The following is a 24923-nucleotide window of genomic DNA, read 5'->3' as shown; positions in this document are numbered from 1 at the left end:
TTGCCGCCATTACCATGGTGTTTCTAATGTTGTTATTTCCTCATTAAAATTTTTATAGGCGTCCTACAGTAAATAAGTTACATCGCTCGGCAACATAAGGTTTTGTCAATCTCGAATCTTACAGTAGTCTAGATTCAACTACAACATTTCCCGTAATCATTTTTTCTATTGGGCACTTTGATCCCATTTCCAGTAATTTTTCCCGCTGTTCATTATCAAGATCGCCAAACAACTGAATTTCCTTTTCGAAAGTGATTTGATGGGTGGCTATGTTTCTCTTGAATCCAACTTTGATTTCCACTTTATCCAAGCTCCATCCCTTTCTGTCAGCATACATCCTAATGGTCATTGTGGAACAAGCTGCCAATGATGACTCAAGCAATTCTGTAGGCGTAAATCCTAAATCTTGTCCTCCCACTTCAATGGGTTCGTCCGCTATAACGATATGGTTTCTTGCTTGTAATTCTGTCTTATACGTTTGTTTTCCGATGGTAGCAATAATTGTTCTCATTTTGTGTACTAGTATTTTTGTTGCTGTTTAGCCCTGAGCCGGCAGAACCACAATAAAAATCGATGGGACGCTTTAGGTCGGCTACTTTTAAGTGCACATGCCCTATTCCTGTTTTAGCGGGGAGTACATCATCGCTTTGCATAATAATTCGTTAGGTGGATAGCGCCTTTTCAGCTAAATACTGATGGATTTGGCTAATTGCCATTGAACCTTCACCAACTGCGGAAGCAACTCTTTTTACAGAACCTTTCCTTACATCGCCTACAGCGAAAAATCCGGGTATGCTCGCCTCTAAAGATTGTGGTTTTCTTTCTTCGTAGATGGAACATTTGGTCATTGCTGCTTCTATAACATCGGCGCCTGTATAAATGAATCCCTTATCATCCATTGATATAAGTTCATTTAACCACTCTGTACAGGGCTTTGCACCTATAAAGGTGAATAAATTGGATATTTTTATGGTTTGGGTTTTCCCATTCGTATCCAGGACTAAAGATTGCAAGTGATGTGCTCCATTAAGTTGAACAACATTACTGTTCTTGTGCACAATAATATTGGGCGTTGTATATATTCTTTGAACCAGGTAATCGCTCATTTTAGAACCTAAATCATCACCACGAACAATCACGTGAACTTCGTGGGCGTGATCTGCTAGAAATAAAGCAGCCTGACCAGCTGAATTTCCGCCGCCAACTACACCGACCAACTCGTTTTTACAAGCAGCGGCATTCATGCCGGTGGCTGAGTAAAAAACCCCACTACCTTCAAATTTTTCAATGTTTTCTACAAGCAGACGTCTGTAGTTAGCACCAGTCGCTGCTATTATGGATTTCGCTTTTATGTTTTTACCGTTCGATGCACACAACGTAAAGTAGTCTCCGTTATATTCTACTGTTTCTGCCTTTTGGGGAATGGAAATATTACACCCGAACTTCTGTGCTTGGATATACGCTTTGTTGGCAAGGTCATTTCCAGAAATACCTGTTGGGAAACCCAGGTAATTCTCAATTTTTGAACTCTTCCCGGCTTGACCTCCCGGAGCATTACCATCTATGGTAACTACGCTTAGTCCTTCGGAAGCCGCATAAACGCTTGCCGCTAGTCCAGATGGACCAGCGCCGACAACCAGTAGGTCATAAATTTCATCCTTAAACTCGATTAACACACCTGTTAGTTTGGCAAGTTCGGCAATCGTTGGTTTTTTGTGGACCTCACCCGACATATTTAAAAGGATGGGTAAATCTTCATTTGAAAGGTTGAAACTTTCCAGTAATTCTTGTGCTTCTTTTGACACATCAATATTGAGAAACGAGTGCCAGATGTGGTTTTTCTCCATAAAATCGCGCAAATCATAAGTCGCCTTAGATTTTTCAGAACCAATGACTTTTATTCCACCACTAAATTCCCTTAACATGATCTCCTGTCGCTGAAGAAATGCACTCAAAAGGACATCACTTATACCGCTGTGCTTTGATATAATATCCTTGAGGACATCAGGCTTTATGCGAAGGACCGTAGTTCCCCCTGAAGCATATGCGCTAAACGGTATACTTCTGTTGGATAACATACTGTTATCACCGGTAAATTCGTTAATACCATGGGTTGCCAAAATATGATCATGAATTGAGTCTTTCACGCATATTTTTCCGTCTAAGACAACGTAAAAGTCATACGAGTTATCCCCAACTTCGAAAACTGCGGTTTCATGTTCATAGGTTATTACGGTACCGAATTCTTTAAGGGTACTTATTTGTTTTTGGGTCAAAACCGGAAATCGTGGATCAGTCATTGTGTGTAGTTATTTAACTATTGAGGGGACGCTAATGTCTCTCATTAGGCTTATTTTAATACGTCCTTAATATCCGCTGATTTTTTAAACATAGATGCCGCAAACGGACACAAAGGAATAATCTTAATGCTTTTCGCTCTGGCCATTTCCACGATTTTGTAGAGCATCTGCTTGCCTAAACCTCTACCGTTATACGCTTGCTCAACCTCTGTATGGTCTATGATGATCAATTCTGGCCCTGCGATGGAATAGGTCATCATTCCTGCGCGCTTATCATTCGCTCTGGCCATTGCAAAGCCTTTGGCGCCGTCTTCTTTTAGTAATACTTCCATAATTGCTTGTTTCTAAATTAGTTTATTTTTCAAGCGTTGGACGATCGGTATCGGGATACTAACAGCTGTAATCCAAGCATTATAACGCCGCTTGCTTCACCACTGGCCCGAAGACGAAGTAGACCTTGAAAGCCTGTGGGTTTTTAGATGTCTTTTCCATTGCTCTTTGACAAATTTATAGGACAAAGCTATTTCAATTGGAGAGAAAAAACGATGATAAATGACGACAAGAAACGTAGACAAAAGTCTACTGGAAAATCAATAAGTAAAAATTGACTTAAGAGCCAATAGTGGAAGTTAACGAGAAGTACTTCACGATCTTCGTGGTAATTACCGGAACCTGTTCGGCGTTTTATCCGTACCGCCGAGCAGAAAATTTATAGCGGCAATTGGGATTTCCGCTGGCTTGGGATAGCTAACTAGTCGGCACGCTGATCCGTCAATAGCTTGATTTCGTGATCGCCAAGCGTGATGAGCCGCTCTTTATACAGTCCGCCAATGGCTTTTTTGAATGCGCTTTTGCTGATCTGAAAACGCGCTTGAATTTCTTCGGGCGTACTTTTGTCTCCCAAGCTTATCGTTCCACCTGCCTCTTTCAAGGCGCGCATAATCACGTCTTTAGTATCAAGCACATGCCCAAAACCCTGGGGACGAAGACTGAGATCTATCTTGCCCTCCACCCGTATACCTTTGACCCAGCCTTTTCGAATGTCGCCAATGGCGATATCGGTGAATAATTCATTGCGATACAATAGCCCGATATGGCGATTGTTGATAATCGCATTAAAACCAAGGTCTGTCTTTTCGCTGATGAGCAGCTCTACTTCATCCCCTGCTTCAAAATCGAAGTTGTCTTCTTCGATGAACTTATGTAACCGCGACGATGCCAACATTCGCTTATGCTCCCTGTCCAGATAGAGATAAACGACATGCTTTTCGCCAGGGCGCATTGGTTTACGCTGTTCTTTGACAGGTACATAGACGTCTTTACTGATGCCAAGATCCAAAAAAGCGCCGTCTTCACCGGCGTCAACAACCGTCAAAAACGCAAAATCACCAACCTCCGCAAACGCTTGCTTAGTAGTCGCCAGCAACTGCCCTGCTTTGTTCAGAAACACAAAAGCACTGATCGTGTCGTTTACTTCGGTCTGCGGAGGTACCTCAGCCGATGGGAGCAAGATTTCATCTACACCATCGGACAGACTTAAACCGTCGCTGTTTTTTCCCGCTACCCTAAGTATGTTGTATCTTCCGATCTCTGCCATGTTATCAATATTGAGCTACGCGCTTTTTGATCTTACTAAGGAGCAAAGCTACACAATCCTAATCATAATCGGCGATGCAGAAAACAGCAACCGGCAGCCTCAAACGCCGCACTGGCGAGCGAAGGCGACAGGTTAAAAAAAAATAAGTAACTTGCGCAGACATAGGGTGATAATACACCAACTAACCAATAACGGCGATACGCAAGAGAAATTAAAGACGTGGATCATGATGACCAAAAAAACCTTTTTTGCCCAGTTGCTGCTAATTGCACTTGTGCCATATGGCCATACCCAAGAAGTAAAATGGAATGGGCCGTCCGTTGATTTCAGCCATGGAAAGCTTATGGTTGATGGGTCAAACCGGCATCTTATGTTCGAAGATGGGACGCCGTTTCTTTACTTCGGTGATACGGCATGGGAACTGTTTCACCGGCTGGACAAAGCGCATACGGAGACCTACCTGGAAAACCGAAGAGAGAAGGGGTTTACTGTGATTCAAGCCGTTGTGCTGGCTGAACTGGACGGATTGAACACGCCCACCCCAGCAGGGCTTACGCCCCTGAAAGACAATAATCCCACGCTGCCCAATGAGCCTTACTTTGAACATGTGGACTGGGTGGTGCAAAAGGCACAGGAAAAAGGGTTGTTTATCGGCATGTTGCCGACCTGGGGCGATAAAGTGGATAAACAGTGGGGTGTGGATCCTGAAATCTTCGACAAGAAAAATGCCTTTGCTTACGGGGAATACCTCGGTGAGCGCTACAGAACATCTCCAAACGTCATTTGGATAATCGGTGGCGACCGATCCGGCGGCGGGAAAAACTACGAAATCTGGGACGCCATGGCACGGGGCATCAAGTCTGTAGACAACGTACATTTGATGACCTTCCATCCCCTTGGTGAAAGAAGTTCGGCTGAATGGTTTCACGGGACCGATTGGCTGGATTTCAATATGGTACAAACGGGGCATGCCCAACGCTCTTTTGCCATCTATAAACGATTGTTTTTACCGGATTATCACCGCACGCCCACAAAGCCTATCATGGACGGTGAACCCCGGTACGAGAATCATCCGGTTAATTGGGCGCCCGATGTCTTTGGTTGGTTTGATGATGCCGACGTGAGGCAGACGCTGTACTGGTCGATATTGTCGGGCGGTTTTGGCTATACTTATGGGTGCCATTCGATCTGGCAGATGCGGGACGAAACAAAGGACCCTGTAGGACTGGCAAGGAGCACCTGGTATGAGGATCTGGATTTGCCGGGTGCATGGGACATCATCCATGCCCGTAATTTGCTGTCGTCGCGGCCGGCCAGCGAACTGCAACCTTTTCCGGAGTTTATAAAGAACACTTATGTGCCGGAAACGGATTGGATCGTGGCGGCGCAGGGCAAGGACTATGTGCTGGTATATATACCGACCGGCTGGGCTGCCGAGCTCGACCTTTCCCTATGCGGCGCTAACGAACTAGACGCCTATTGGTATGATCCGAGAACGGGCGACCGGCAACAGGCAGGACGATTCGTTGGCAAGGGCATAACCAAATTTTCCCCGCCCACGCGCGGGCGGGGCAATGATTGGATCTTGGAACTGGAAAAATCCCCTCATTTCTGATTCCCGCCCTTTCAATAAGGCTTAATATTATCGTAACATCTGCATGCTATTTTTGCGGGGCGCAAACAAACTTTTTTAAGCATGACCATAGACACGACTGACTTGCCCGACGACCAAACGCTTCTGGCCCTGCTTGCGAAAGGGGAACCGCAAGCCTTAGAGGCGTTGATGCAGCGCCACGAAGCGCGCGTTTATCGGTTTGTGCAGCGGCTGCTGAAGTCGACAGAATTGGCTGAAGAGATTACCCAGGATCTATTCATCAAACTATGGGAATCAAGGCATGAACTGACTACCATCGAATCTCTTCCAGCATGGATCTTTAGGATTTGCCGCAATAGAGCGCTGAACGCGCTGAAAGAAAAAGCCGCCCGGAATCTTCGTGAAACTCACTACGCGGAAACCGCGCCAGCTGATGTAGATGGGGAACAAGAAGCTATTTATCACGACCTGCACAACGTTATCGCTGGATTCGTAGACGCTCTCCCTCCGAAACGCAAAGAGATCTTTCGCTTAAAAGCTGAACAAGGACTCTCTACCGAAGAAATCAGCAAACACCTGAACATCTCACCGCATACGGTAAAAAACCAATTGAGTCAGTCCTACAGTACGCTTCGCCGCATGATACGCAAAACGGCATACCTGATTACCATTGGTGCAGTTTTGCTAATAATTTGGTAACATAACTTTAATCCGGACCGATAAGACGTACCCCACCTCGGCGTTGTCATCTACATGATGAACAAACAACGCTTGGACGAACTTTACAATCGCTATATCACCGACCGCCTGTCCGAGGCTGAGCTGACTGACTTCTATCGGATGCTGGATGACCCTGCCAATGAACGTGAGCTGCACCGACTTTTTGAACAGTGGTGGGAAACGGCAGCAGATGGGCAGACCGCCTCAACTGACGCGGAAGGCCAACGCCGCATCCAACAGGTGATGAATCGCGTAAAGCCTGTCCGACCTTCTTTCCGGCTGCGCCGGCTGTGGTTTGGTGCGGCGGCAGCGTGCGCGGTATGTCTGGCCATACTACCGCTATTGTGGAAAACCGCCGACACCACACCCGCCGAAGCCCAAGTGAATACCCACGAAATCACCACGGCGCTCGGCCAACGGAAGACTGTTCACTTGCCAGACCGTTCGGTAATACACCTCAATGCGGGCAGCAGACTGCAGTATACCGATGATTACAGCGTTGGCTCACGTGACGTGAAGATCGATGGGGAAGCGTTCTTCGAGGTGGTTCCAGACACCGCTCGACCATTCACGGTGCGCCACGGGCAACTTTGCATAACGGTGCTGGGCACCGCTTTCAACGTGAATGCCGTCGCTGAAGCGTCCATAACCGTATCGGTATCTTCCGGACTGGTCGAAGTAAGGGACGACGCTGGTTCGCCAAGCACCCATGATGGGGTCAATACGAGGCTGGCGCCCGGCCAACAGCTCGCCTATGACAAAACGACTCGGCGCGCCACGGTTTCGCAGATCCAAGACATCAAGGTGCTCACGGCCTGGAAAAATGGCGTGCTCGCTATGCAGGACCTCCCCTTTGCCGACGTAGCCGACCTGTTGCAACGGTGGTATGGTGTTGATATCATTTTTAACGAAGCCATACTGAAAACATGCCGATTCACCGGCGAGTTCGACAACCTGCCCATCAATAAAGTATTGGATTTATTGGCTAAAAGCTCCGGATTTACCTACAGGATAACAGAAAAGACCATTTACATTGACGGAGGCAATTGTTATTAAGATGTTGAAACAAGAGAAAGGAATAAATATGGACGTACACTGATGGCGACCAGCGAGACAACAGTTCAGGCAGAGTGCCAGAACGCGTAGTAGAATATAGTTAATCAACAAAGACATTAATCACGTAATGATAATGAGATCGAAAATACCCATTCTTTTATTAACAGTCATGAGAAGCAGTTCAGTGTTTATTGCATGGATCGTGTTTGGCTTGACCATGACCCATGCACGCACATCTGATGCACAAGGCCTTGAAAAAGCAAGCGTGCACCTGGAAGTCAACGCCAAATCACTCAAGCATGTGTTGCAGGAAATCGAACGGCAGACTGCTTACCGCTTTGTATACCGCAACGGTTCCATCCCGGAAGACCAGCAGATTACCCTTCATATGCGGTCAAACTTAGTCGCAGTGCTGAATAAGGTATCCACCATCACGAATACCCAATATGAATCGGTGGGCAAGAACATTGTGGTTACCTACGCTGCACCCCAACAGCCAGTACGGGTCAGCGGCCAAATTACAGATACCGATGGTGGACCGCTTGGCGGCGCAAGCGTCCGTGTCGTCGAATTGAACCGCAGTGTCAGTGCAGACAACGAAGGGCGGTATACACTCAACCTCACGCCGGGAACATACACCTTTGAAGTAACCTACGTGTCGTATGTCACCCAGCAACGCCGGTCAGTCTCTGTCGAAGCCGGTAGACCCTTGACGCTCGACTTCGCGCTGGAAACCAGCCTCGGTGAGCTGAGTGAGGTAGTTGTGGTCGGCTATGGTCAGAATATCCGGAAAAACTTAACGACCGCTGTGGGAAGCTTGAATCCGTCTGATGTACCGCAGCGCAACGTCTCCAGCGCAAACCAGCTGCTGCAGGGACAGATTGCAGGTGTGAACCTGACCATGACCAATGGCACACCGGGCGGCCGTTCGAGGGTAAGCATACGCGGCATCAGCTCCATCAATGGAGATAATGAGCCCCTTTACGTAATCGATGGCATCCCCCTTTCCAAAGAAACGGCGAGCTATAATTTTTCGGGTGAATACCGCCAAGACCCGCTCTCCCTGATCAATCCGAATGATATCGAATCGATAGATGTTCTTAAAGACGCGGCAGCTACCGCCATCTACGGTAGCCGGGGCACCAACGGCGTCGTCTTGATCACAACGAAAAGGGGCAAAAGCGGAACCCCTCAAATCAGCTTCAACCAAACCACAGGTATCGGCGTGATGCCTAAAAAGCTGAACTTGCTCAGCCCGCAGGAATACATCGATATGCAGACCGAGGCTGTCAATACCTTCAATGCCGACATGGGCTATACACCTGGTTCTACGGGCTACATCAACATCAACTCCGTTCTCGGCTCGGTGCCGAGCGATCCATATGATGTTAACTGGCAAGACATCATCATCCGCAACCAAGCGTTGTCTACGCAGACAGACCTGTCATTTAGCGGGGGTAATGAGCATGTGACGTATTTTACGTCCGGGGGGTATCAGCTTCAGGAAGGCATGATCGAAAAAAGCTCCTTGAAACGGTATTCCTTCCGCAACAACATTGATTATAAACCCTACGATTTCCTGAACGTCGGCGTCAACCTTAACGGCAACTACACGCTCAGCACGTCTATTCCCAACGGCGACCAGGGAACGGCACTCTTCCAACGCTCGCTGGAACAACGACCCTATGACCGGCCTTTCCTCGAAAATGGCTCGTATGCCGTGGGAGGGCTGGACATCCTTCGCCACAACGCCATGATCATCCTGGACAAGGATCACACACAAGACAAGAACTTCCAGGGCTTGATCAATGCCTATGCTAACATCAGCTTTCTGAAGAACTTTTCCTTTCAGACCAGCTACAATACCGAAATCCGGCTCGGCAACGGCCACCGCGTACAGCAAATCGGCCACCCCTATAATGGCAGCAAGGGCTGGATAAACGACGTTCGGAACTATCGGTACTCAGGCACGTTTGACAACACCCTTACCTATCGCAACGAGTGGGATAACGGGTTCAACCTGGAGGCAATGGCCACTTACTCCTTTTTCAGGGATACGTACAACTTTAACCAAGCTACGGGCACGGAGCTACCGTCTGACGATTTCCAGCACATCTCGGCTGCCACGATCCGCACAGGCACCGAAGACGGCTCCCAGTATGCGATGGAGTCTTACATCGGGCGGCTCATCCTGGGCTATAAGAACCGATACCTGCTATCGGCTTCCGCCCGTTATGACGGCTCCTCGAAGTTCTCCAGAGACAACCGCTATGCGACATTCCCGGCTGCTAGTTTTGGCTGGGTGTTTTCCGAAGAGCAGTTTCTCGAAGATGCCAGTTGGCTCAGCTTTGGCAAGCTTCGTCTCAGCTGGGGAAAAACGGGCAACCAAGACGGAATCGGCTATTACGACTATTTTCCCCTGGCCACCGGTGGCTACAATTACAACGAGCTGACGGGCTTGAGCATCACCAGCATCGGAAACTACGATCTGAAGTGGGAAACGTCTGAACAGACCAATATCGGCGTGGATTTGACGTTTCTAAACGGACGGTTTGGCCTGACATATGATTACTTCATAAAAACATCTGATGATCTGCTTTATAACGTGCCCGTATTGGCCACCAGCGGCTTCACCTCACGAACATCCAACATCGGTTCAATGGAAAACCGGGGGCATGAGCTCACCATCAACAGCACCAACATCAACCGGAACGGTTTCCAGTGGACAACCAACTTCAACATCGCTTTCATCCGCAACAAAGTGACCAGCCTCATCGGTGACGCCCCTATACTGATTGGTGGTTGGAACGCCATCATCGTAGGCCAACCACTGGGTACCATCTACAGCTACAAGCAGCGCGGCATCTATCAGTCACTCGATGAGATTCCGCAACCCCTTATTAACCAAGGTGTCCGTCCCGGCGACATCTGGTTTGACGACGTTGATGGCAACGGCATCATCAACTCAGCAGACCAACAGATCGTTGGAAGTGCTGAACCTAAATTCAGTGGCGGTATGACCAACACCATCAACATCAAGAATTTCGACTTCTCGTTATTCACCACCTACTCGGTAGGCAACGACATCGCCGCCGCATGGAGGACCGGGCTCGATCACCTCGGAGGGCGAGACTATGGGGCGCTGGCCGAGAGTTACTATAAGCGGTGGACCGGGCCCAATACGAGCAATACCGTGCCACGCGCTACAAAAAGCGGCTTCAACATCCGCAACAGCAGCTATTATGTGGAAGACGGCTCCTACTTCCGCGTCAAGTCACTCACGGTTGGCTACCGCTTGCCACAGCTGCTGACCCGCCGTATTGGTATGGAATCAGTACGCTTTTTCGCCACGGGCGTAAACCTGCTCACGTTCACAAACTACAGCGGCTACGATCCGGAAGCATCAATGAATATTGACGCCCGGAGCTTCGGCGTGGACAATCTCGTTACGCCGCAGCCAAGAAGCTACCTCATGGGATTGACCGTTAATTTTTAAATTTAGTCGACATGCAGAACAAGAAATCAACTATCAAAACAATACTAATGGCAGTCTTGGTCATTATTACATCAAGCTGTGCCAAAGAACTTGATCTGGTGCCCGAAAGCGGTGTATCGCCCGACCAGATCAACGCAGGGAACATCAATTTCTTCCTGAACGGCCTATACCGCCGGTCGATGCCCGAGCGCGACAACTACGTTCTTCAGGACGTCCGGGGCGGAAACTACACGTGGACGGCACTTTCCGGCAGCAACAGCGCCTATGGTGTACTGATAACCGGTGACAATGTAGACGACCGGCTGAGTTTTTCGGCCAGCCTATGGACGCATGCTTACCGCAACATATACAATGCGAATGTCATCATCGAAGCGGTTGACCGCCTTGGAGGCGCCGGCAACCTCCAGAAGGTTAAAGCCGAGGCATGCTACCTGAGGGCCTACCTCTATTATCAGCTGGTCACCAACTTCGGTGGAGTCCCCCTGATACTGACCAACACCACAGAAAACATTCCACGCAACCCGGCCGCGGAGGTTTGGAATCAGATTCTCATAGATATCGATTTCGCCATCGCCAACGCTGACCCTTTTCAGACCACGGGAATCAAAAAAATATCCGTAGAGGCTGCCCAGGCTTTTAAAAGCCGGGTATTGCTGGCTCTCGATCGCAAAGAGGAGGCTGCCACGTTAGCGGCATCGACTATCTCTGCGTTGGAAAGCCGGGCCATCGATGCTAATTACGGCCGCATTTTCCGCAATACGGATGCCTCGTCAGAGGTCATCTTTGCCTTTAGTAACCTCGTCACGGAAAGCAACATCCGCATGTCAAGCTTGTTCTGGCCTTATGGCACTGAATGGGCTGGTTCTTATTTCGTTCAGCCTTCGACCTATGCCATTAATGAACTTTATCAAGTGAACGATGTGCGGAGAAATGTGAATATACAGGATGTTCCAAGCGCCGATGGTGTGCTTACCATCGTCAGTAAATACTGGGACGTCCAGCCTATGGTCATATCCCGCCTTTCGGAGCTGTACCTGATCTGTGCCGAAGGCTTTGGTATGGCAAACGGACTGCAATACTTGAATGAACTGCGGCAGGCACGAGGTTTAGCGCCCCGCGCTGCGGCCGATTTTCAGACGGCAGGCTCCTACCTCGATGAAGTACTCCAAGAACGGAGACGCGAATTGTACAGTGAGGGCTTCCTTTTCTATGATCTGGTACGCACCGACAAAGCCATTGACCTCCCAAATGTACGGACACGAGCGCACTATTTGCTTCCGCTGCCAGGGGCCCAGGTAAACTTGTCTGAAAATGTGTTGGAACAAAATGATTCGTATTAGGCCATAGTCCATGCTGCTGAACGTAAAATCTTCCCTTATTGTCCTGGTGGTCGCCTGGCTGGCGTTGTCCTGTAGGCACGCGCCTACCGGAAGCACCGACGAGGCCTCCCCGGCAGCCCTCCTGCATGAGACCACCGGTTGGACAATAGATCACGTGGCAGAAGGACTCGTCAGGCACCACTATGAGGGGTACGACTCCATTTCTTCCGCTCGCCAAAACGTCAACGTCGTAGCGGTTGATCTGGATGAATACCAGCTTCGGTTTGCCGACGCGCGACCATCGGATTCACTGTCGTCAATTGCAGCAGCGCACGACGGCGCTGTTGCTGCTATCAACGGCACGTATTACGAGCTCTTCACTGATTCATCTGGTAAGCAAACGCAGTCTTCGTTTTTCAAGGCAGACGGCAATGTGGCTTCCACCGTCACCATTACCGAAGGGCACCGGTATTTCTGGAAACACGAAGGTGCATTTTTTTACGACCCGGCAGGCAGGCAGTGGGGTATCGTGTATGGCGACAAAGCAAGCTATGAGGTTATGCCTTATGCCAATGTGCTATCGGGAGCCCCCATGCTGGTGTATGACTATCAGCCGGTGGGTGAAACGTTTGCTAAACGGAGAACGGAGCCGTTGGACAGCCTGGATTATGAAGATCCCGATCGCCACCAGGGCGTGCGGCATCCGCGCACGGCCGTGGCCATCACGGGCGATGCCCATCTGCTGCTCATCACCGTGGATGGCCGCCGGCCGGAAACCGCAGGCATGTCTGCCCGCGAATTGACTAGGTTTATCGCGCATTACTTCAATCCCCGGTATATGCTGAACCTCGACGGCGGCGGCTCCACGACGCTCTGGATGGAGTCGGCCGATTCGCAAAACGCGGTTGTCAACTATCCAACAGACAATAAACGATACGACCACTTCGGACAGCGTAGCATCCGCAATGCCATAATGGTACTTAAAAAATCACGATGACCCAATCAACTCCATTACATCGGGCAATTGCCCTTTTGCTTTTTAGCATCGCTTTTTCCGGTCCTTGCTTCGGCCAGTTTAGGGTCCTGCCATACTTGTTGCCTGCTGATGAGGCCGGCAGTGTACGGCTCACCTGGTTTACCGAGACCGGCATCAGCGGCAAGCTGGCCGTATGGGAAGCCAATACGGGTGATACCACGTACTATTCCCCCGACTCGATCGATCTCCCATCACTCCGCTATTCGGCGCTGGAGGAATCCGAACGGGACAGCTTTCCCGACATGTTTGCCAACGCCAATTGGAAGCACACCGTCGTGCTTGACGACCTGACCCCGCGGTCTACATATCACTACCGGGTTACGCAGGGCGACAGCAGTTACATCAACCAGTTTACCGTAGCACCCCGGCCTGGAGACCAGCAGCATGTCCGATTTATTGCACTGGCCGATAGCGAGACCGACCCTGAAGGCCGGCAGACCAAACGTCCTTGGTCCGTAGGGGCGCAGGCTCCCGGCAGTTCAGGACGACCTGCGGGGGTCACCAACTACCTGCTCACCGAAACCGAAGGTTTGATCGCCAACCTACGGCACGTCAAATCCGAACAGCCTGACTTTGTGATGATTGCCGGAGACATTGTACAGGGTGGCGGATACCAGCGTGCGTGGGACGAGTTTTTCTTCCATACGGCAGGCAAATTTGACGATGTCTTCGGCGGCACGGTGCTCCTACCAGCACTGGGCAACTGGGAAAACTTCGGCGCCCGTAATGGTGGATACGAGCCGCAAGCCGTGTATCAGTCGCGTGCAAAATATAAGGCCTACTTCACACTGCCAAGTAATCAGCACCCAACCTATCAGGATGCCTATTACAGGGTGGATTACGGTCCGGTGACGGTCATTACGTTAGACTCTTCAAACGGCCTTCCGGACAGCACGGACCACGACACCAACATAAACATCAGCGCATCTACCTATCCTGGTGACGACCTGCCCGACATCAATCCCGGCTCAGACCAGTGGAAGTGGGCAGAAGCCCAGCTGAAAGATGCGCACGATGCTGGCCAGGTTGTTTTTGTTCAGTTTCACCATATACCGTACTCCAGCGGCGGCCACATCCTGCCGCTCACAGCCGAAAACAGTTCGGGCCAAGCCGGAGTGCCCATGCGGGCCTATACGCCATTGTTCAAAAAATACGGTGTGGTGGCGGTGATCTGCGGGCACAATGAATCGTTGGAACACTCCTTAGTTGATGGCATCCACTTTTGGGATGTAGGCATTGCCGGAGATGGATTGGGCTACTCCCTGGACGATAAAGACCCTCGCCGCGCCAATGGATACCGCCAATGGGTAGCCCACGTTGATGCAGCGGAACATTGGGACGGAAGGCAGCTGATTTCGGGGGGCAAGCATTACGGACACCTGGTGGTAGACGTTATTCCGCAGGGAGAACACGTGTATGAAATAATCATGATTCCACAGTATATTTTTCCAGTCACTGATGAGGCGGGCAACGTGATCACCACCGAAGCCAAAACCTATGACCACATAATCCGCGAAACGAGGAAATTTGACCGGTCAGGTGGCTGACACGGTTAATGCTGCCAAAAGACATCCATAGGCCAAGGTAAGCAAATGATAGGTCAACCGCTAAACTAATGCCTATCTTTGTATGCTATGAGCACAAACAATGCATCCCGAACCATCAAGGTGTCTTTGCTGGAAGCATGCAAGACCTATGTTGATCAGCGAATAGCCAATGCCCTGCAAGCGATCGCGTCGGCAAGTGATGCAGCTGCAGATGACACCAAAAGCAGCGCCGGAGATAAATTTGAGACAACCCGGGAAATGATGCAGCAAGAGCTGAACCGACATCAACAGCTCTTGACGGATGCGAAGCGCATGGAAAAGGTGTTAGCCGACCTGGATGTTCGAATACATACCGAACCCGCTAAACTCGGCAGCTTGGTAAAAACAAACCACGGCATGTTTTTCATTGCAGTCAGTGTGGGCCAATTACAAATTGACGGAACAACCTACCGGGCCATTTCTCCGGCATCACCCCTGGGACAGCGGTTTATCGGCGCAAAAATAGGTGAAGGGATAGATTTCAACGGCATGAACTACCAGATCATAAGCGTGTGCTGATATAATGCAGCCGGCAAGTCAACCGACAATCGGATATAGCAAACCGAGCCTTGGACACTTTAAAAGTACACCCATAAAAAAGCCGTCTCGTTAATGAGACGGCTTCCTGCTGTTAACGTGTTATAGCAAAATTTTAAGTACCGGCAACCAAAGTCACTTTTAGATTGATCTCTTTGCTAATCAAATCATCTGCCTGTCCTGAATAGGTGATTCCCCAATCCTCACGCGCAATATTGAAATCAGCCGTCGCTCTCACTGCCGTATCGCTCGCCTCTTCAACATTCGCATCAAATGTGATGTTCTTGGTCACACCGCGCAAGGTCAAGTTCCCGGAAACAACAACCACACCGTCCTCCGATCCGTCTTTTACACCAGTGATCTCAAACGTGGCGTCAGGGTGGTTCGCGACATCAAAAAAGTCATCCGATTTCAGGTGACCTTCCAGTTTCCCTTTATACTCGCCTTCCAGATCCTGGTTGTCGATCGTGTTGAGGTCGATCACGAAATTGCCGCCTGTGAGCTTCCCTTGATCTACCAGCAGCGTGCCCGATTTGATTTTAACCGTTCCATGGTGTTGGCCGCTCACTTTCCGCCCGGTCCATACCACAGAGGAAGCCGAGGTGTCCACGGTCAGCGCTTCGCCAGCGGCGGATTCAGCCGTTTCCACACTGTCGGTGGTCTCGGCTTTCTTACCTTCGGGATTGCTTACGCAGGATGCCAATATCAATGCGCCTGCTGCTAAAGATAGCATTACTTTTTCCATGATTTTTGATGATTAAGTAATAGATGGTTAAACACTAATTTTTGTAAAAATAATATGTTTATACGATAAAACAATTGACGTGCGAAATTGTTTTAAAGCGTCTGCGGGATTGCGTCGATGCGCCGGATCGCAGCGCCCAGTGCTTTTAGTCTCAGCTCGATATCCTGATACCCCCGCTCGATCTGCTCAATGTTGTGGATCACGGATTTTCCCTGCGCCGAAAGCGCAGCGATCAACAGGGAAACTCCCGCCCGTATATCAGGTGAAGTCATTTCAATGCCGCGCAGTTTGAATGCCTTGTTGAGCCCGATCACCGTAGCGCGGTGCGGATCGCAAAGAATGATCTGCGCCCCCATATCGATCAGCTTATCGACAAAAAACAGTCGGCTCTCAAACATCTTCTGATGGATCAGTACATTACCTTTAGCCTGCGTGGCAACCACCAGCACGATACTCAACAAATCCGGTGTAAAGCCAGGCCAGGGAGCATCGGCGATCGTGAGAATAGACCCATCGATAAACGTATCTACCTCGTAGCTCTGCTGCGAAGGAATAAAGATATCGTCACCACGCAGTTCAAACTGCACGCCTAACTTAGCAAAAACAGTCGGTATAATACCCAACTCGTTGAAATGCACATCCTTGATGGTGATTTCGGATTCCGTCATTGCGGCTAGCCCGATGAACGAGCCGATCTCGATCATGTCAGGAAGCATTCGGTGGTTGGTTCCGCCGAGACGATCCACGCCGGCTATCGTGAGCAGGTTGGAGCCTATCCCTGAAATCTTCGCACCCATCCTGTTCAGCATTTTGCAGAGCTGTTGCAGGTACGGTTCGCAGGCGGCATTGTAGATCGTGGTTGTTCCCTCAGCAAGTACGGCGGCCATCACGATATTGGCCGTACCGGTCACCGAAGCCTCATCCATCAGGATATATGTCCCTTTGAGGTTCGTCGCATCCACGTTGAAAAAATGGCTGTCAGGATCGTAGTGAAACCGTGCCCCCAGCTTTACAAATCCGAGGAAATGGGTATCCAGGCGCCTGCGTCCGATTTTATCCCCCCCAGGTCTTGGGATGGCTGCTCTGCCAAACCGGGCCAGCAGGGGTCCTACGATCATGATAGATCCGCGCAGCCCACTGCCCTTGGCCTTAAATTCCTCTGATTTGAAATAATCGAGATCGATATGCTGCGCGCGAAACGTATAGGTGTCCTTGCTTTGCCGGTTCACTTCAACCCCCAGATCACGAAGCAGATCGATCAATTTGTTCACATCTTTTATATCGGGGATGTTACTGACGGTCACTGCCTCTTCCGTGAGTAGCACCGCAGAGAGGATCTGCAAGGCCTCATTTTTGGCACCCTGGGGTATAATATCTCCTTTCAACGGCGTTCCACCGTATATCTCGAATGCATTCATGGGCTATCGATTGGCGTTTTTAGTGCCGTTTGCTTTTTTGCTTCTTTTGGACTTTCTTATTTTTACCAGCGCCGTTCTGTGGGTTGTTTGTACTTTTGGTACGGCTGCCCGGAGGCGGGGTCTTGAAGTCGAGCTTCGTCAGGCTTACATCGGGGCCAAGTTGCAGTTCGCCATTAGACAATTCCCGCAGGTCGCTGATGATCGCATCGTCCTCTACCGAGTCCTTGTTCCAGGTGACATAGGCCATTTTCATGAAATTGGCGATAGCCTGCGTCATGGCTTTCTTCTTTTCGGCGTCAGCTATCTGTTTGGCTCTTTCGATCATCCTTTCGATGGTAAAGCCATAATGCTTATACTTGATCCGGTGCTGCGGGTAATCAAGCAGTTCGGGTTTCGGATGGATGGCGTCGCGTTCGGGAACGGGGTACGGCGAATCTACATCAATCTTGAAGTCCGAAATGATATGCAGGTGGTCCCACAGTTTATGCTTGAAATCGGCCACATCGCGCAGGTGCGGATTGAGAAAGCCCATCATCTCGATGACGACCTGAGCATGGCGGTTACGTTCTTCCTTTGTAGGCAACGTACAGATATGATCCACCATATTCTGTACGTTCCTTCCATATTCTGCCAAAATCAGCCTCGGCCGTGTACTATTGTAATCAAATTCCATTTCCATAGTTTTATTGTTATCCCCTATCCTACGATTCTCAGCTTTGCAAATTTAAGCAACAATTGCTTCTGCCCCAATTCTTTGAAGAAAATAGTTGCTTTTACGTCGTTTTTACTTCCCTCCAGGTTGACCACCTTGCCAAACCCAAAGCGCTCATGCTCAACCTCCATGCCTACTTGCAGGTTGCTGGTATCCGATGGGGCGAAACCCGGTGTCGGTGTGTGCGCCTTCGGCAGCATCGCTGTTGTCTTCGGCGGCACCTTCGGTTTTGGCTTGGTGAAGACATCGCGCTGGCTCCACGCCTGCCGTTCGTCGCCGAAGGAAGCGGTGTCCTGCGGCATTGACTTGGGTTTAAAGTCAAGGTCGAGGTACGCTGGGTTCAGTTCGTCCAAAAACCGGCTTGGCTCGCAATTATTCAACGTACCCCAGCGGTAGCGCGAGGTAGCATAGCTAAGCGTCAGCTTTTTCTCTGCACGGGTTACCGCCACATAGAACAGCCTCCGTTCCTCTTCAAGCTCGCTCCGCGAATTCAGCGACAGCTGCGAAGGAAACAGGTTTTCTTCCAGCCCAACGATAAACACATGCGGAAACTCCAGCCCTTTGGATGAGTGGATGGTCATCAGTGATACCGTGTCCGCGTTGGGGTCTTTGTCATTGTCGTCGTTGGTCAGCAGGGCGATGTCCTGCATGAACACATCCAGCCCCTTCTCTTCGATGTCTTCGCGTTCGCTGAACTCTTTGATACCATTGAGGAGCTCCTGGATATTTTCATAACGGCTCAGCCCTTCCACAGACTTATCCGCGTAAAGGTCTTTCAGGATACCCGAATGCTGCGCGATGTGCATCGCCGCTTCAAATGCCGAATGGTTTTTAGCCACCACCTGAAATCCTTGTATCATCGTGCCGAACACACCTACCGCCCCTGCGCTGCGGCCATCCAGGTAAGTGCTTGCATTGCTGATCACATCCCACAGCGTCACTTGGTGCTTATCTGCAGCGATGAGGACACGGTCCACTGTTGTGTCTCCGATGCCCCTGCGGGGATAGTTGATGACGCGCTTGATCGCTTCCTCGTCGTTCGGGTTGAAAGTCAGCCTAAAATAAGCAATAAGGTCCTTGATTTCCTTACGCTGGTAAAACGACGTGCCACCGTATATCTTGTATGGAACATTGATTTTCCGCAAGGCCTCCTCCATCGCCCGCGACTGCGCATTGGTACGGTAAAGGATGGCAAAATCCCGATACGTACTCCCGCTGAGCGCCCGTTCCTGGGCGATGGCTTCCGCCACGATCTTGCCTTCTTCGTTATCGCTGAATGCTCGGCATACCTTTATCTTATCGCCGGCTTCATTTTCCGAAAAAACGTTTTTCTTCAGCTGGTTCTTATTATTGGCGATGATGCTGTTTGCCGCATTTACGATGTTCTGCGTCGACCGGTAATTCTGTTCCAGCTTGAAGACCTTCAGATCGGGGTAGTCCTTTTCAAAATTGAGGATATTTTGGATATTGGCACCGCGGAAAGCATAGATGCTCTGGGCATCATCCCCCACTACGCAGATGTTTTCGTTGATGGCAGCCAATTTCCGGACGATCAGGTATTGCGAAAAATTCGTGTCCTGATACTCATCCACCATCAAGTATTTAAACTTATGCTGGTATTTATGCAGCACATCGGGATTTTCGCGGAACAGCACGTTGGTCTTGAACAGGAGATCATCGAAATCCATAGCGCCTGCCTTATAGCAGCGTTGGGTATACGTGAGGTAGATTTGCCCGAGCTGCCCCCGACCGTTGGAATAGTCGTCTGCTTGTATCTGTTCGTTACTGCTGTATTCCTGGGCGGAGATCAGGTTGTTTTTGGCCGATGAAATCCGGTTGTATACGAAACTGGCGTTATAAAGCTTGTCGTCCAGCTGCATTTCCTTGAGAATACTGCGAATAAGGCTTTTGCTGTCATCGGTATCATAGATCGTGAAATTTCGCGGATAGCCGATGTGCTCGGCCTCGACGCGCAAAATCTTTGCAAACACGGAGTGGAATGTGCCCATCCAGGTATTTTTTGCCTCGTCGCCTACCACTTTCATGATGCGCTCGCGCATCTCCTTGGCCGCTTTGTTGGTAAAAGTAAGCACTAGGATGTTGAACGGATCCACTCCCCTGCGTACCAAATGGGCCACCCGGTAAGTGATTACCCGAGTCTTACCCGACCCCGCCCCGGCCACAATCATTACCGGCCCTTCGGTATGCTCTACCGCGGCGCGCTGCGAAGGGTTTAAACCTGCTAAATAATCCAATGCTGTTCCTTTCGTTTCCTCTTGTCTGTGTTTCCCGAAGCGCAAAGATAGGGTTTTAGGTAATTGCATTAAAACGAAGGGCTAAATTAGACGACTTTAGCCGCATCACCGAAACCAACTGCCCTTGCCGGGTTTGACGTGTAAGCAATACGCAGGCGCTGCAAGCCGATCGAAATTAACTAACCAATCGATTAAAACGGCGAATCATCATTCATGTCATTCATCCGCGATTGCCGCACGATGCTTCCCGGTTGGTCGAAGGACGCTGATGGTGCTATGCCAGATGAGAACGACGTCGGACCGGAAAGCCCACCGTCACCACCGAAAGAGAAGTCGTCTTCCAAATCGGTAAATTTCACGTACTTACCCACAAACCGAAGCTGCACGGTGCCCGTCTCCCCGTTTCGGTGCTTGGCGATAATCACCTCCCCCACTCCTGCGGTGGGACGACCTGCCTCATCCTCGGTAAGGCCATAATATTCCGGCCGGTACAGAAACAATACCATATCGGCATCCTGCTCGATGGAACCGGATTCACGCAGATCCGAAAGCATAGGCCTCTTGCTGCCACCCGGACGGCTTTCCACGGCACGGCTGAGCTGCGAAAGTGCGATGACCGGGATATTCAACTCCTTTGCCACCGACTTCAGCGACCGGGAGATGCTGCCGATTTCCTGTTCGCGGTTACCTCCTTTGCCATCATTCTTGCCGTGCATGAGCTGAAGGTAATCCACGATCACCATCTGGATATCATATTGGGCTTTGAGCCGCCTGCACTTGGCCCGGAACTCAAAAATATTCAGCGCCGGGGTGTCGTCGATGAGTAAAGGTGCCTCCGTGAGCCGCCCGATGCGCGAGTGGAGCTGCGTCCACTCGTGGTCCGCAAGACTGCCTTTACGGAGCTTTTCCTGCTCAATTTCGGTTTCGCCCGCAATGAGGCGGTTTACCAGCTGAACGGAAGACATCTCCAGCGAAAATACCGCCACCGGCTTGCCGTGATCGACCGCCGCATTGCGTGCACAGCTCAGTACAAACGCCGTCTTACCCATGGCCGGCCGGGCAGCCACAATGACCAGGTCGGAGGGCTGCCAACCCGACGTCATCCGGTCCAATTCGGTAAAACCGGACGGCACGCCCGTGAGGCCGTCTGTCCGATCGCGAAGCGTCTCCAACGCTTCCACCGCCTCCCGCATAATATCGTCCATCTTGCGCGTATCCCGCCGAAGGTTATTCTGAGCGATATCAAACAAGCTCTTTTCGGCATGGTCAAGCAAGTCAAAGATATCGGTGGTGTCTTCATACGCATTGCTGATGATCTCCGTGGAAACCTTGATCAGCTCTCGCTGGATATATTTCTGTGAAATAATGCGCGCATGGTATTCAATATTGGCTGCTGATACCACGCGGTCGGTCAGCTGGGTGATGTAGTATGCTCCGCCCACGAGTTCCAATGCACCCATTTTCCGTAACTCCGCGGTGACCGTGAGAAGGTCTATCGGCGAAGTCTTCTGGAACAGGTTATAGATGGCTTCAAAAATTTTCTGGTGCGTTTCCTTATAGAATGTTTCGGGCTTGAGAATGTCAATGACCTCGCTGAGCGCATTTTTCTCAAGCATCAGTGCACCTAACACAGCCTCTTCCAGATCTACGGCCTGCGGGGGCAACTTACCTAACCCACTCACCAAGTTGTTCAGCCGCGTCCGCCGCTCGGCAAATGCGCCGCGTGCAGCACCGGCCTGACTGGAAGGATACTCATTCTCGTTACTCATATCTAATATTGAATATAACAGCTGCTGCTTCTAAAACCAGCAGAACAAAAGTATGGATTTTCGGCGGCCGGTATTCCTGTAAGTTCTGAACAACGTCCTCACAATTCCGTTTTTTCAATGCGTTTTGCCTTGAAACAGGCATAATTAGCAATATACGTTTTTAACATCGTCTGTGCAAAAAATGTTGAAAACGACAAATCGGTATTGGTAGCCAGTAGCTTGCAGATTTGTTGACAACTTTGTAAGCTGTTGATTAGCCAAATCATTCATAGGTATTGATTATCAAACCCTAGCGCTTCCGCACCACATTTTGCGGGCGCAGCCAGCCCCTGACCGTAACCACAATAGCACTGTTGATGCTAAATAAAAGTCCGGCCCTGGCATCAATAATCCTAAATCGTAAATCCTAAAAGCCTATCTTTGCGTATCATGACGACATCGGAAACAGTAAAACCTTACAACGAAAGCGACACAGCGAAAAAGGAACAGGTGGCTGACATGTTCGACAATATATCAGGCACCTATGATTTTCTCAATCACTTCCTGTCGCTCGGCATTGATATCATTTGGCGGAAAAAAGCCATACGCGCACTGAAAGCGGCGAAACCGAAGTACCTGTTGGATGTCGCCACTGGCACGGGTGATTTTGCACTCGAAGCAATTAAGATACTTCAGCCCTCAAAAGTCGTCGGCGTCGACATTTCTCAGGGCATGTTGGACGTCGCTAAAGAAAAAATAGTCAAAAAAGACCTTGAAGACAAGTTTGAAGTATTGCTGGGCGACTCGGAAAACCTGCCATTTGCAGACAGTACCTTCGATGCGGTAACGGTGGCTTTTGGCGTACGCAATTTCGAAAACCTCGGAAAAGGGCTTGCCGATATCTGCCGTGTACTGAAACCGGGAGGGCAAGCGGTGATCCTCGAGTTCTCAAACCCCAAGCGCTTTCCCGTGAAACAGCTTTATCGGTTCTACTTCAACCGCGTCACGCCATTGATCGGCAGAATATTTTCGAAAGATTATCGTGCGTACAGCTATCTCCCCGCGTCCGTGGCCCGATTTCCTGATGGCCATCGTTTTACCGATATCCTGTGCCGGGCCGGATTTAGCAAAACGGTGTGCCGTCCGCAAACGTTCGGCATCTGCACCATCTACATCGGCACAAAATGAAACCGCTGTCCTGGATATCGATTGCCTGCGCACTTTCCCTGTCGCTGCTGATGGTTTTACCTACTTCGGCCCAACAGCGGTTCCAACGGTGGGGCGGTGGCGTGGATGATGAGCAACTCCATTTCGGCTTTAGCTTCCATTACATCAACGCGGATTACAAAATCACATTGACACGAGACTGGCAAGCCCCGTTCCAGGCACCAAATGGAAATCAGATCGCAGATTCGCTTTATAGTGTGTCTTCTCCAATTTATCACGGTGTCGGACTGGGATTATTGGCAGACGTCAAAATTTCCGAAAATGCCAACATCCGGTTCACCCCAGCGCTCGTTTTTTCCAATAAGACCGTAAACTACGGCTATACGCCCTATACAAATAACAGCAACCACGATCGACAGCTCACGGCACTGGTGAGGGCTTCTTACATCGATTTGCCCCTGCTGTTCAAGTTCAAATCGGACCGGAAAGGCAACTACCGCGGTTACCTCATCGGCGGAGGCAAATATTCCATCAATGTGGTGTCGAGCAAACGTTACGACGATACTGGTTTCGCCCCCGTTGAAAAATTCCTAAAGACCAAACCCGGTTATTTTTCATACGAAGCAGGGATCGGGTTCGACCTATATTTCGATTTCTTCAAAATGGCACCCGAAATTAAGTGGGTACAGAGCATAGGCAACCTGCTGGATGCAAGGGAACCGAACATGTACAACCACCCTATAGAACGAATGATGTTACGGAATTTTCAGATCAGTCTGTTCTTTGAGTGACAGTAACGAAAAAAGTAATAGTCTCATGCCTGATGTCTCATATCTTATGTCTAAAAAAATAGCATTCATCACCGGAGCCAGCGCAGGGATCGGCGAAGCCTGCGCCAGCAGATTTGCACACGAAGGATATGATCTCCTGCTTGCCGCCCGCCGCATCAACCGCCTGGAAACGCTCTCCGAGCGACTCACACAGGAATATGGAACCAAGACCCATCTGCTCGCCCTCGATGTCCGCAACGCGGATGAAGTGTTTTCAGCGTTCAGCAACCTGCCCAATGAGTGGAAACAAGTGGACGTACTGGTCAACAATGCCGGCCTGAGCCAAGGCCTCGACCCCATCGATGGAGGCGACACCGGCGACTGGGACCGCATGATCGACACCAATATAAAAGGTCTATTGTATATAACCCGAGCGGTGGTGCCCTCAATGGTGGCGCGCAGATCCGGCCATATTATCAACATCGGCTCCATTGCCGGTAAAGAGGTGTATCCGAATGGCAACGTGTATTGCGCAACCAAGCATGCGGTGGATGCACTAACCAAGGGGATGCGCATCGATCTGCTGGATAAGCATATCAAAGTAACAGCCGTGCATCCCGGAATGGTAGAAACCGAATTTTCCGAAATCCGTTTTAAAGGCGATAGGGAACGGGCAACGGCCGTCTATAAAAACATCGAACCATTGGTAGCAGCAGACGTGGCTGATGCCGTATGGTTTGCCGCGTCCCGCCCAAAGCATGTCAATATCAACGATATGATCATCATGCCAACGGTACAGGCAAACGCGACAACGGTGGTAAAGGAAGAATAGGTGACAATTTTAGGCCGACATTCCTTTGTCGCTTC

General features: G+C 50.1%; 20 protein-coding genes. 11 read left to right on the top strand and 9 right to left on the bottom strand.

The genetic code is table 11. The features are described 5' to 3' along the window. Positions 1 to 118: 118 nt before the first annotated feature. From ACFOET_RS17590 to ACFOET_RS17575, 4 genes are all read right to left on the bottom strand, one after another. Complete coding sequence (locus ACFOET_RS17590; RefSeq protein ID WP_379025071.1) at positions 119 to 511, bottom strand: OsmC family protein; 393 nt, start codon at positions 509 to 511, stop codon at positions 119 to 121. A 151-nt stretch (positions 512 to 662) separates the two neighbouring features. After that, complete coding sequence (locus ACFOET_RS17585; RefSeq protein WP_379025069.1) at positions 663 to 2300, bottom strand: FAD-dependent oxidoreductase; 1638 nt, start codon at positions 2298 to 2300, stop codon at positions 663 to 665. A gap of 50 nt (positions 2301 to 2350) precedes the next feature. Continuing rightward, complete coding sequence (locus tag ACFOET_RS17580; protein WP_379025067.1) at positions 2351 to 2632, bottom strand: GNAT family N-acetyltransferase; 282 nt, start codon at positions 2630 to 2632, stop codon at positions 2351 to 2353. 419 nt (positions 2633 to 3051) lie between these two features. Continuing rightward, positions 3052 to 3897, bottom strand: coding sequence for a CvfB family protein (locus tag ACFOET_RS17575; RefSeq protein WP_379025065.1), 846 nt, complete (start codon positions 3895 to 3897; stop codon positions 3052 to 3054). A gap of 226 nt (positions 3898 to 4123) precedes the next feature. Between ACFOET_RS17575 and ACFOET_RS17570 the strand changes: the two genes are divergently transcribed. The 8 genes from ACFOET_RS17570 (at position 4124) to ACFOET_RS17535 (ending at position 15223) form a co-directional block, all read left to right on the top strand. After that, positions 4124 to 5512: a glycoside hydrolase family 140 protein gene (locus ACFOET_RS17570; RefSeq protein WP_379025063.1), complete on the top strand. Its 1389-nt coding sequence runs from the start codon at positions 4124 to 4126 to the stop codon at positions 5510 to 5512. 81 nt (positions 5513 to 5593) lie between these two features. Continuing rightward, a complete protein-coding gene (locus ACFOET_RS17565; protein WP_379025061.1) occupies positions 5594 to 6190 on the top strand; it encodes an RNA polymerase sigma factor in 597 nt (198 codons plus the stop codon). Between the two features lie 54 nt (positions 6191 to 6244). Then, positions 6245 to 7267 (top strand): FecR family protein, encoded by a 1023-nt coding sequence (locus ACFOET_RS17560; protein ID WP_379025059.1) that lies wholly within the window; start codon positions 6245 to 6247, stop codon positions 7265 to 7267. A 169-nt stretch (positions 7268 to 7436) separates the two neighbouring features. Further along, the gene (locus tag ACFOET_RS17555) at positions 7437 to 10763 is read left to right on the top strand and encodes a SusC/RagA family TonB-linked outer membrane protein (RefSeq protein WP_379025057.1); all 3327 of its coding nucleotides are present in this window, start codon (positions 7437 to 7439) and stop codon (positions 10761 to 10763) included. A gap of 47 nt (positions 10764 to 10810) precedes the next feature. Beyond that, complete coding sequence (locus ACFOET_RS17550) at positions 10811 to 12103, top strand: RagB/SusD family nutrient uptake outer membrane protein (protein WP_379025055.1); 1293 nt, start codon at positions 10811 to 10813, stop codon at positions 12101 to 12103. A 10-nt stretch (positions 12104 to 12113) separates the two neighbouring features. Further along, complete coding sequence (locus ACFOET_RS17545) at positions 12114 to 13079, top strand: phosphodiester glycosidase family protein (protein ID WP_379025053.1); 966 nt, start codon at positions 12114 to 12116, stop codon at positions 13077 to 13079. Continuing rightward, complete coding sequence (locus tag ACFOET_RS17540) at positions 13076 to 14665, top strand: metallophosphoesterase (RefSeq protein WP_379025051.1); 1590 nt, start codon at positions 13076 to 13078, stop codon at positions 14663 to 14665. The genes ACFOET_RS17545 and ACFOET_RS17540 overlap by 4 nt, the downstream gene beginning before the upstream one ends. Positions 14666 to 14752: 87 nt before the next feature. Next, positions 14753 to 15223, top strand: a complete 471-nt coding sequence (locus ACFOET_RS17535; protein WP_379025049.1) for a 3-oxoacyl-ACP synthase — start codon at positions 14753 to 14755, stop codon at positions 15221 to 15223. A 133-nt stretch (positions 15224 to 15356) separates the two neighbouring features. Here the strand turns inward: ACFOET_RS17535 and ACFOET_RS17530 are convergent, their stop codons facing one another. The 5 genes from ACFOET_RS17530 to dnaB all read right to left on the bottom strand — a co-directional run bounded on the left by ACFOET_RS17530 (position 15357) and on the right by dnaB (position 22140). Continuing rightward, positions 15357 to 15986: a YceI family protein gene (locus ACFOET_RS17530; protein WP_379025047.1), complete on the bottom strand. Its 630-nt coding sequence runs from the start codon at positions 15984 to 15986 to the stop codon at positions 15357 to 15359. Positions 15987 to 16078: 92 nt separating this feature from the next. After that, the gene (gene murA / locus ACFOET_RS17525; protein WP_379025045.1) at positions 16079 to 17404 is read right to left on the bottom strand and encodes a UDP-N-acetylglucosamine 1-carboxyvinyltransferase; all 1326 of its coding nucleotides are present in this window, start codon (positions 17402 to 17404) and stop codon (positions 16079 to 16081) included. Positions 17405 to 17423: 19 nt separating this feature from the next. Beyond that, positions 17424 to 18077, bottom strand: coding sequence for a DUF4290 domain-containing protein (locus tag ACFOET_RS17520; RefSeq protein ID WP_379025142.1), 654 nt, complete (start codon positions 18075 to 18077; stop codon positions 17424 to 17426). A gap of 23 nt (positions 18078 to 18100) precedes the next feature. Then, on the bottom strand, positions 18101 to 20371 hold the full coding sequence (locus ACFOET_RS17515) for an ATP-dependent helicase (RefSeq protein WP_379025140.1): 2271 nt from the start codon (positions 20369 to 20371) through the stop codon (positions 18101 to 18103). Positions 20372 to 20562: 191 nt separating this feature from the next. After that, complete coding sequence (gene dnaB / locus ACFOET_RS17510) at positions 20563 to 22140, bottom strand: replicative DNA helicase (RefSeq protein ID WP_379025043.1); 1578 nt, start codon at positions 22138 to 22140, stop codon at positions 20563 to 20565. A gap of 429 nt (positions 22141 to 22569) precedes the next feature. Here dnaB and ubiE point away from each other — a divergent pair, with 429 nt between their 5' ends. From ubiE to ACFOET_RS17495, 3 genes are read left to right on the top strand one after another with little or no spacing between them, the layout of a single operon-like run. Further along, complete coding sequence (gene ubiE, locus ACFOET_RS17505) at positions 22570 to 23307, top strand: bifunctional demethylmenaquinone methyltransferase/2-methoxy-6-polyprenyl-1,4-benzoquinol methylase UbiE (RefSeq protein ID WP_379025041.1); 738 nt, start codon at positions 22570 to 22572, stop codon at positions 23305 to 23307. Next, the gene (gene porT / locus ACFOET_RS17500; protein WP_379025039.1) at positions 23304 to 24077 is read left to right on the top strand and encodes a type IX secretion/gliding motility protein PorT/SprT; all 774 of its coding nucleotides are present in this window, start codon (positions 23304 to 23306) and stop codon (positions 24075 to 24077) included. The genes ubiE and porT overlap by 4 nt, the downstream gene beginning before the upstream one ends. A 46-nt stretch (positions 24078 to 24123) precedes the next feature. Further along, positions 24124 to 24888, top strand: a complete 765-nt coding sequence (locus tag ACFOET_RS17495) for an SDR family NAD(P)-dependent oxidoreductase (protein WP_379025037.1) — start codon at positions 24124 to 24126, stop codon at positions 24886 to 24888. The last annotated feature ends 35 nt before the right edge of the window (positions 24889 to 24923 follow it).

It is taken from the genome of Parapedobacter deserti, assembly GCF_042646065.1.
Taxonomy (GTDB): Bacteria; Bacteroidota; Bacteroidia; order Sphingobacteriales; family Sphingobacteriaceae; genus Parapedobacter; species Parapedobacter deserti.
The sequence above is the reverse complement of the archived record's forward strand: the minus strand, read 5'-3'. Positions and strand labels throughout refer to the sequence as shown.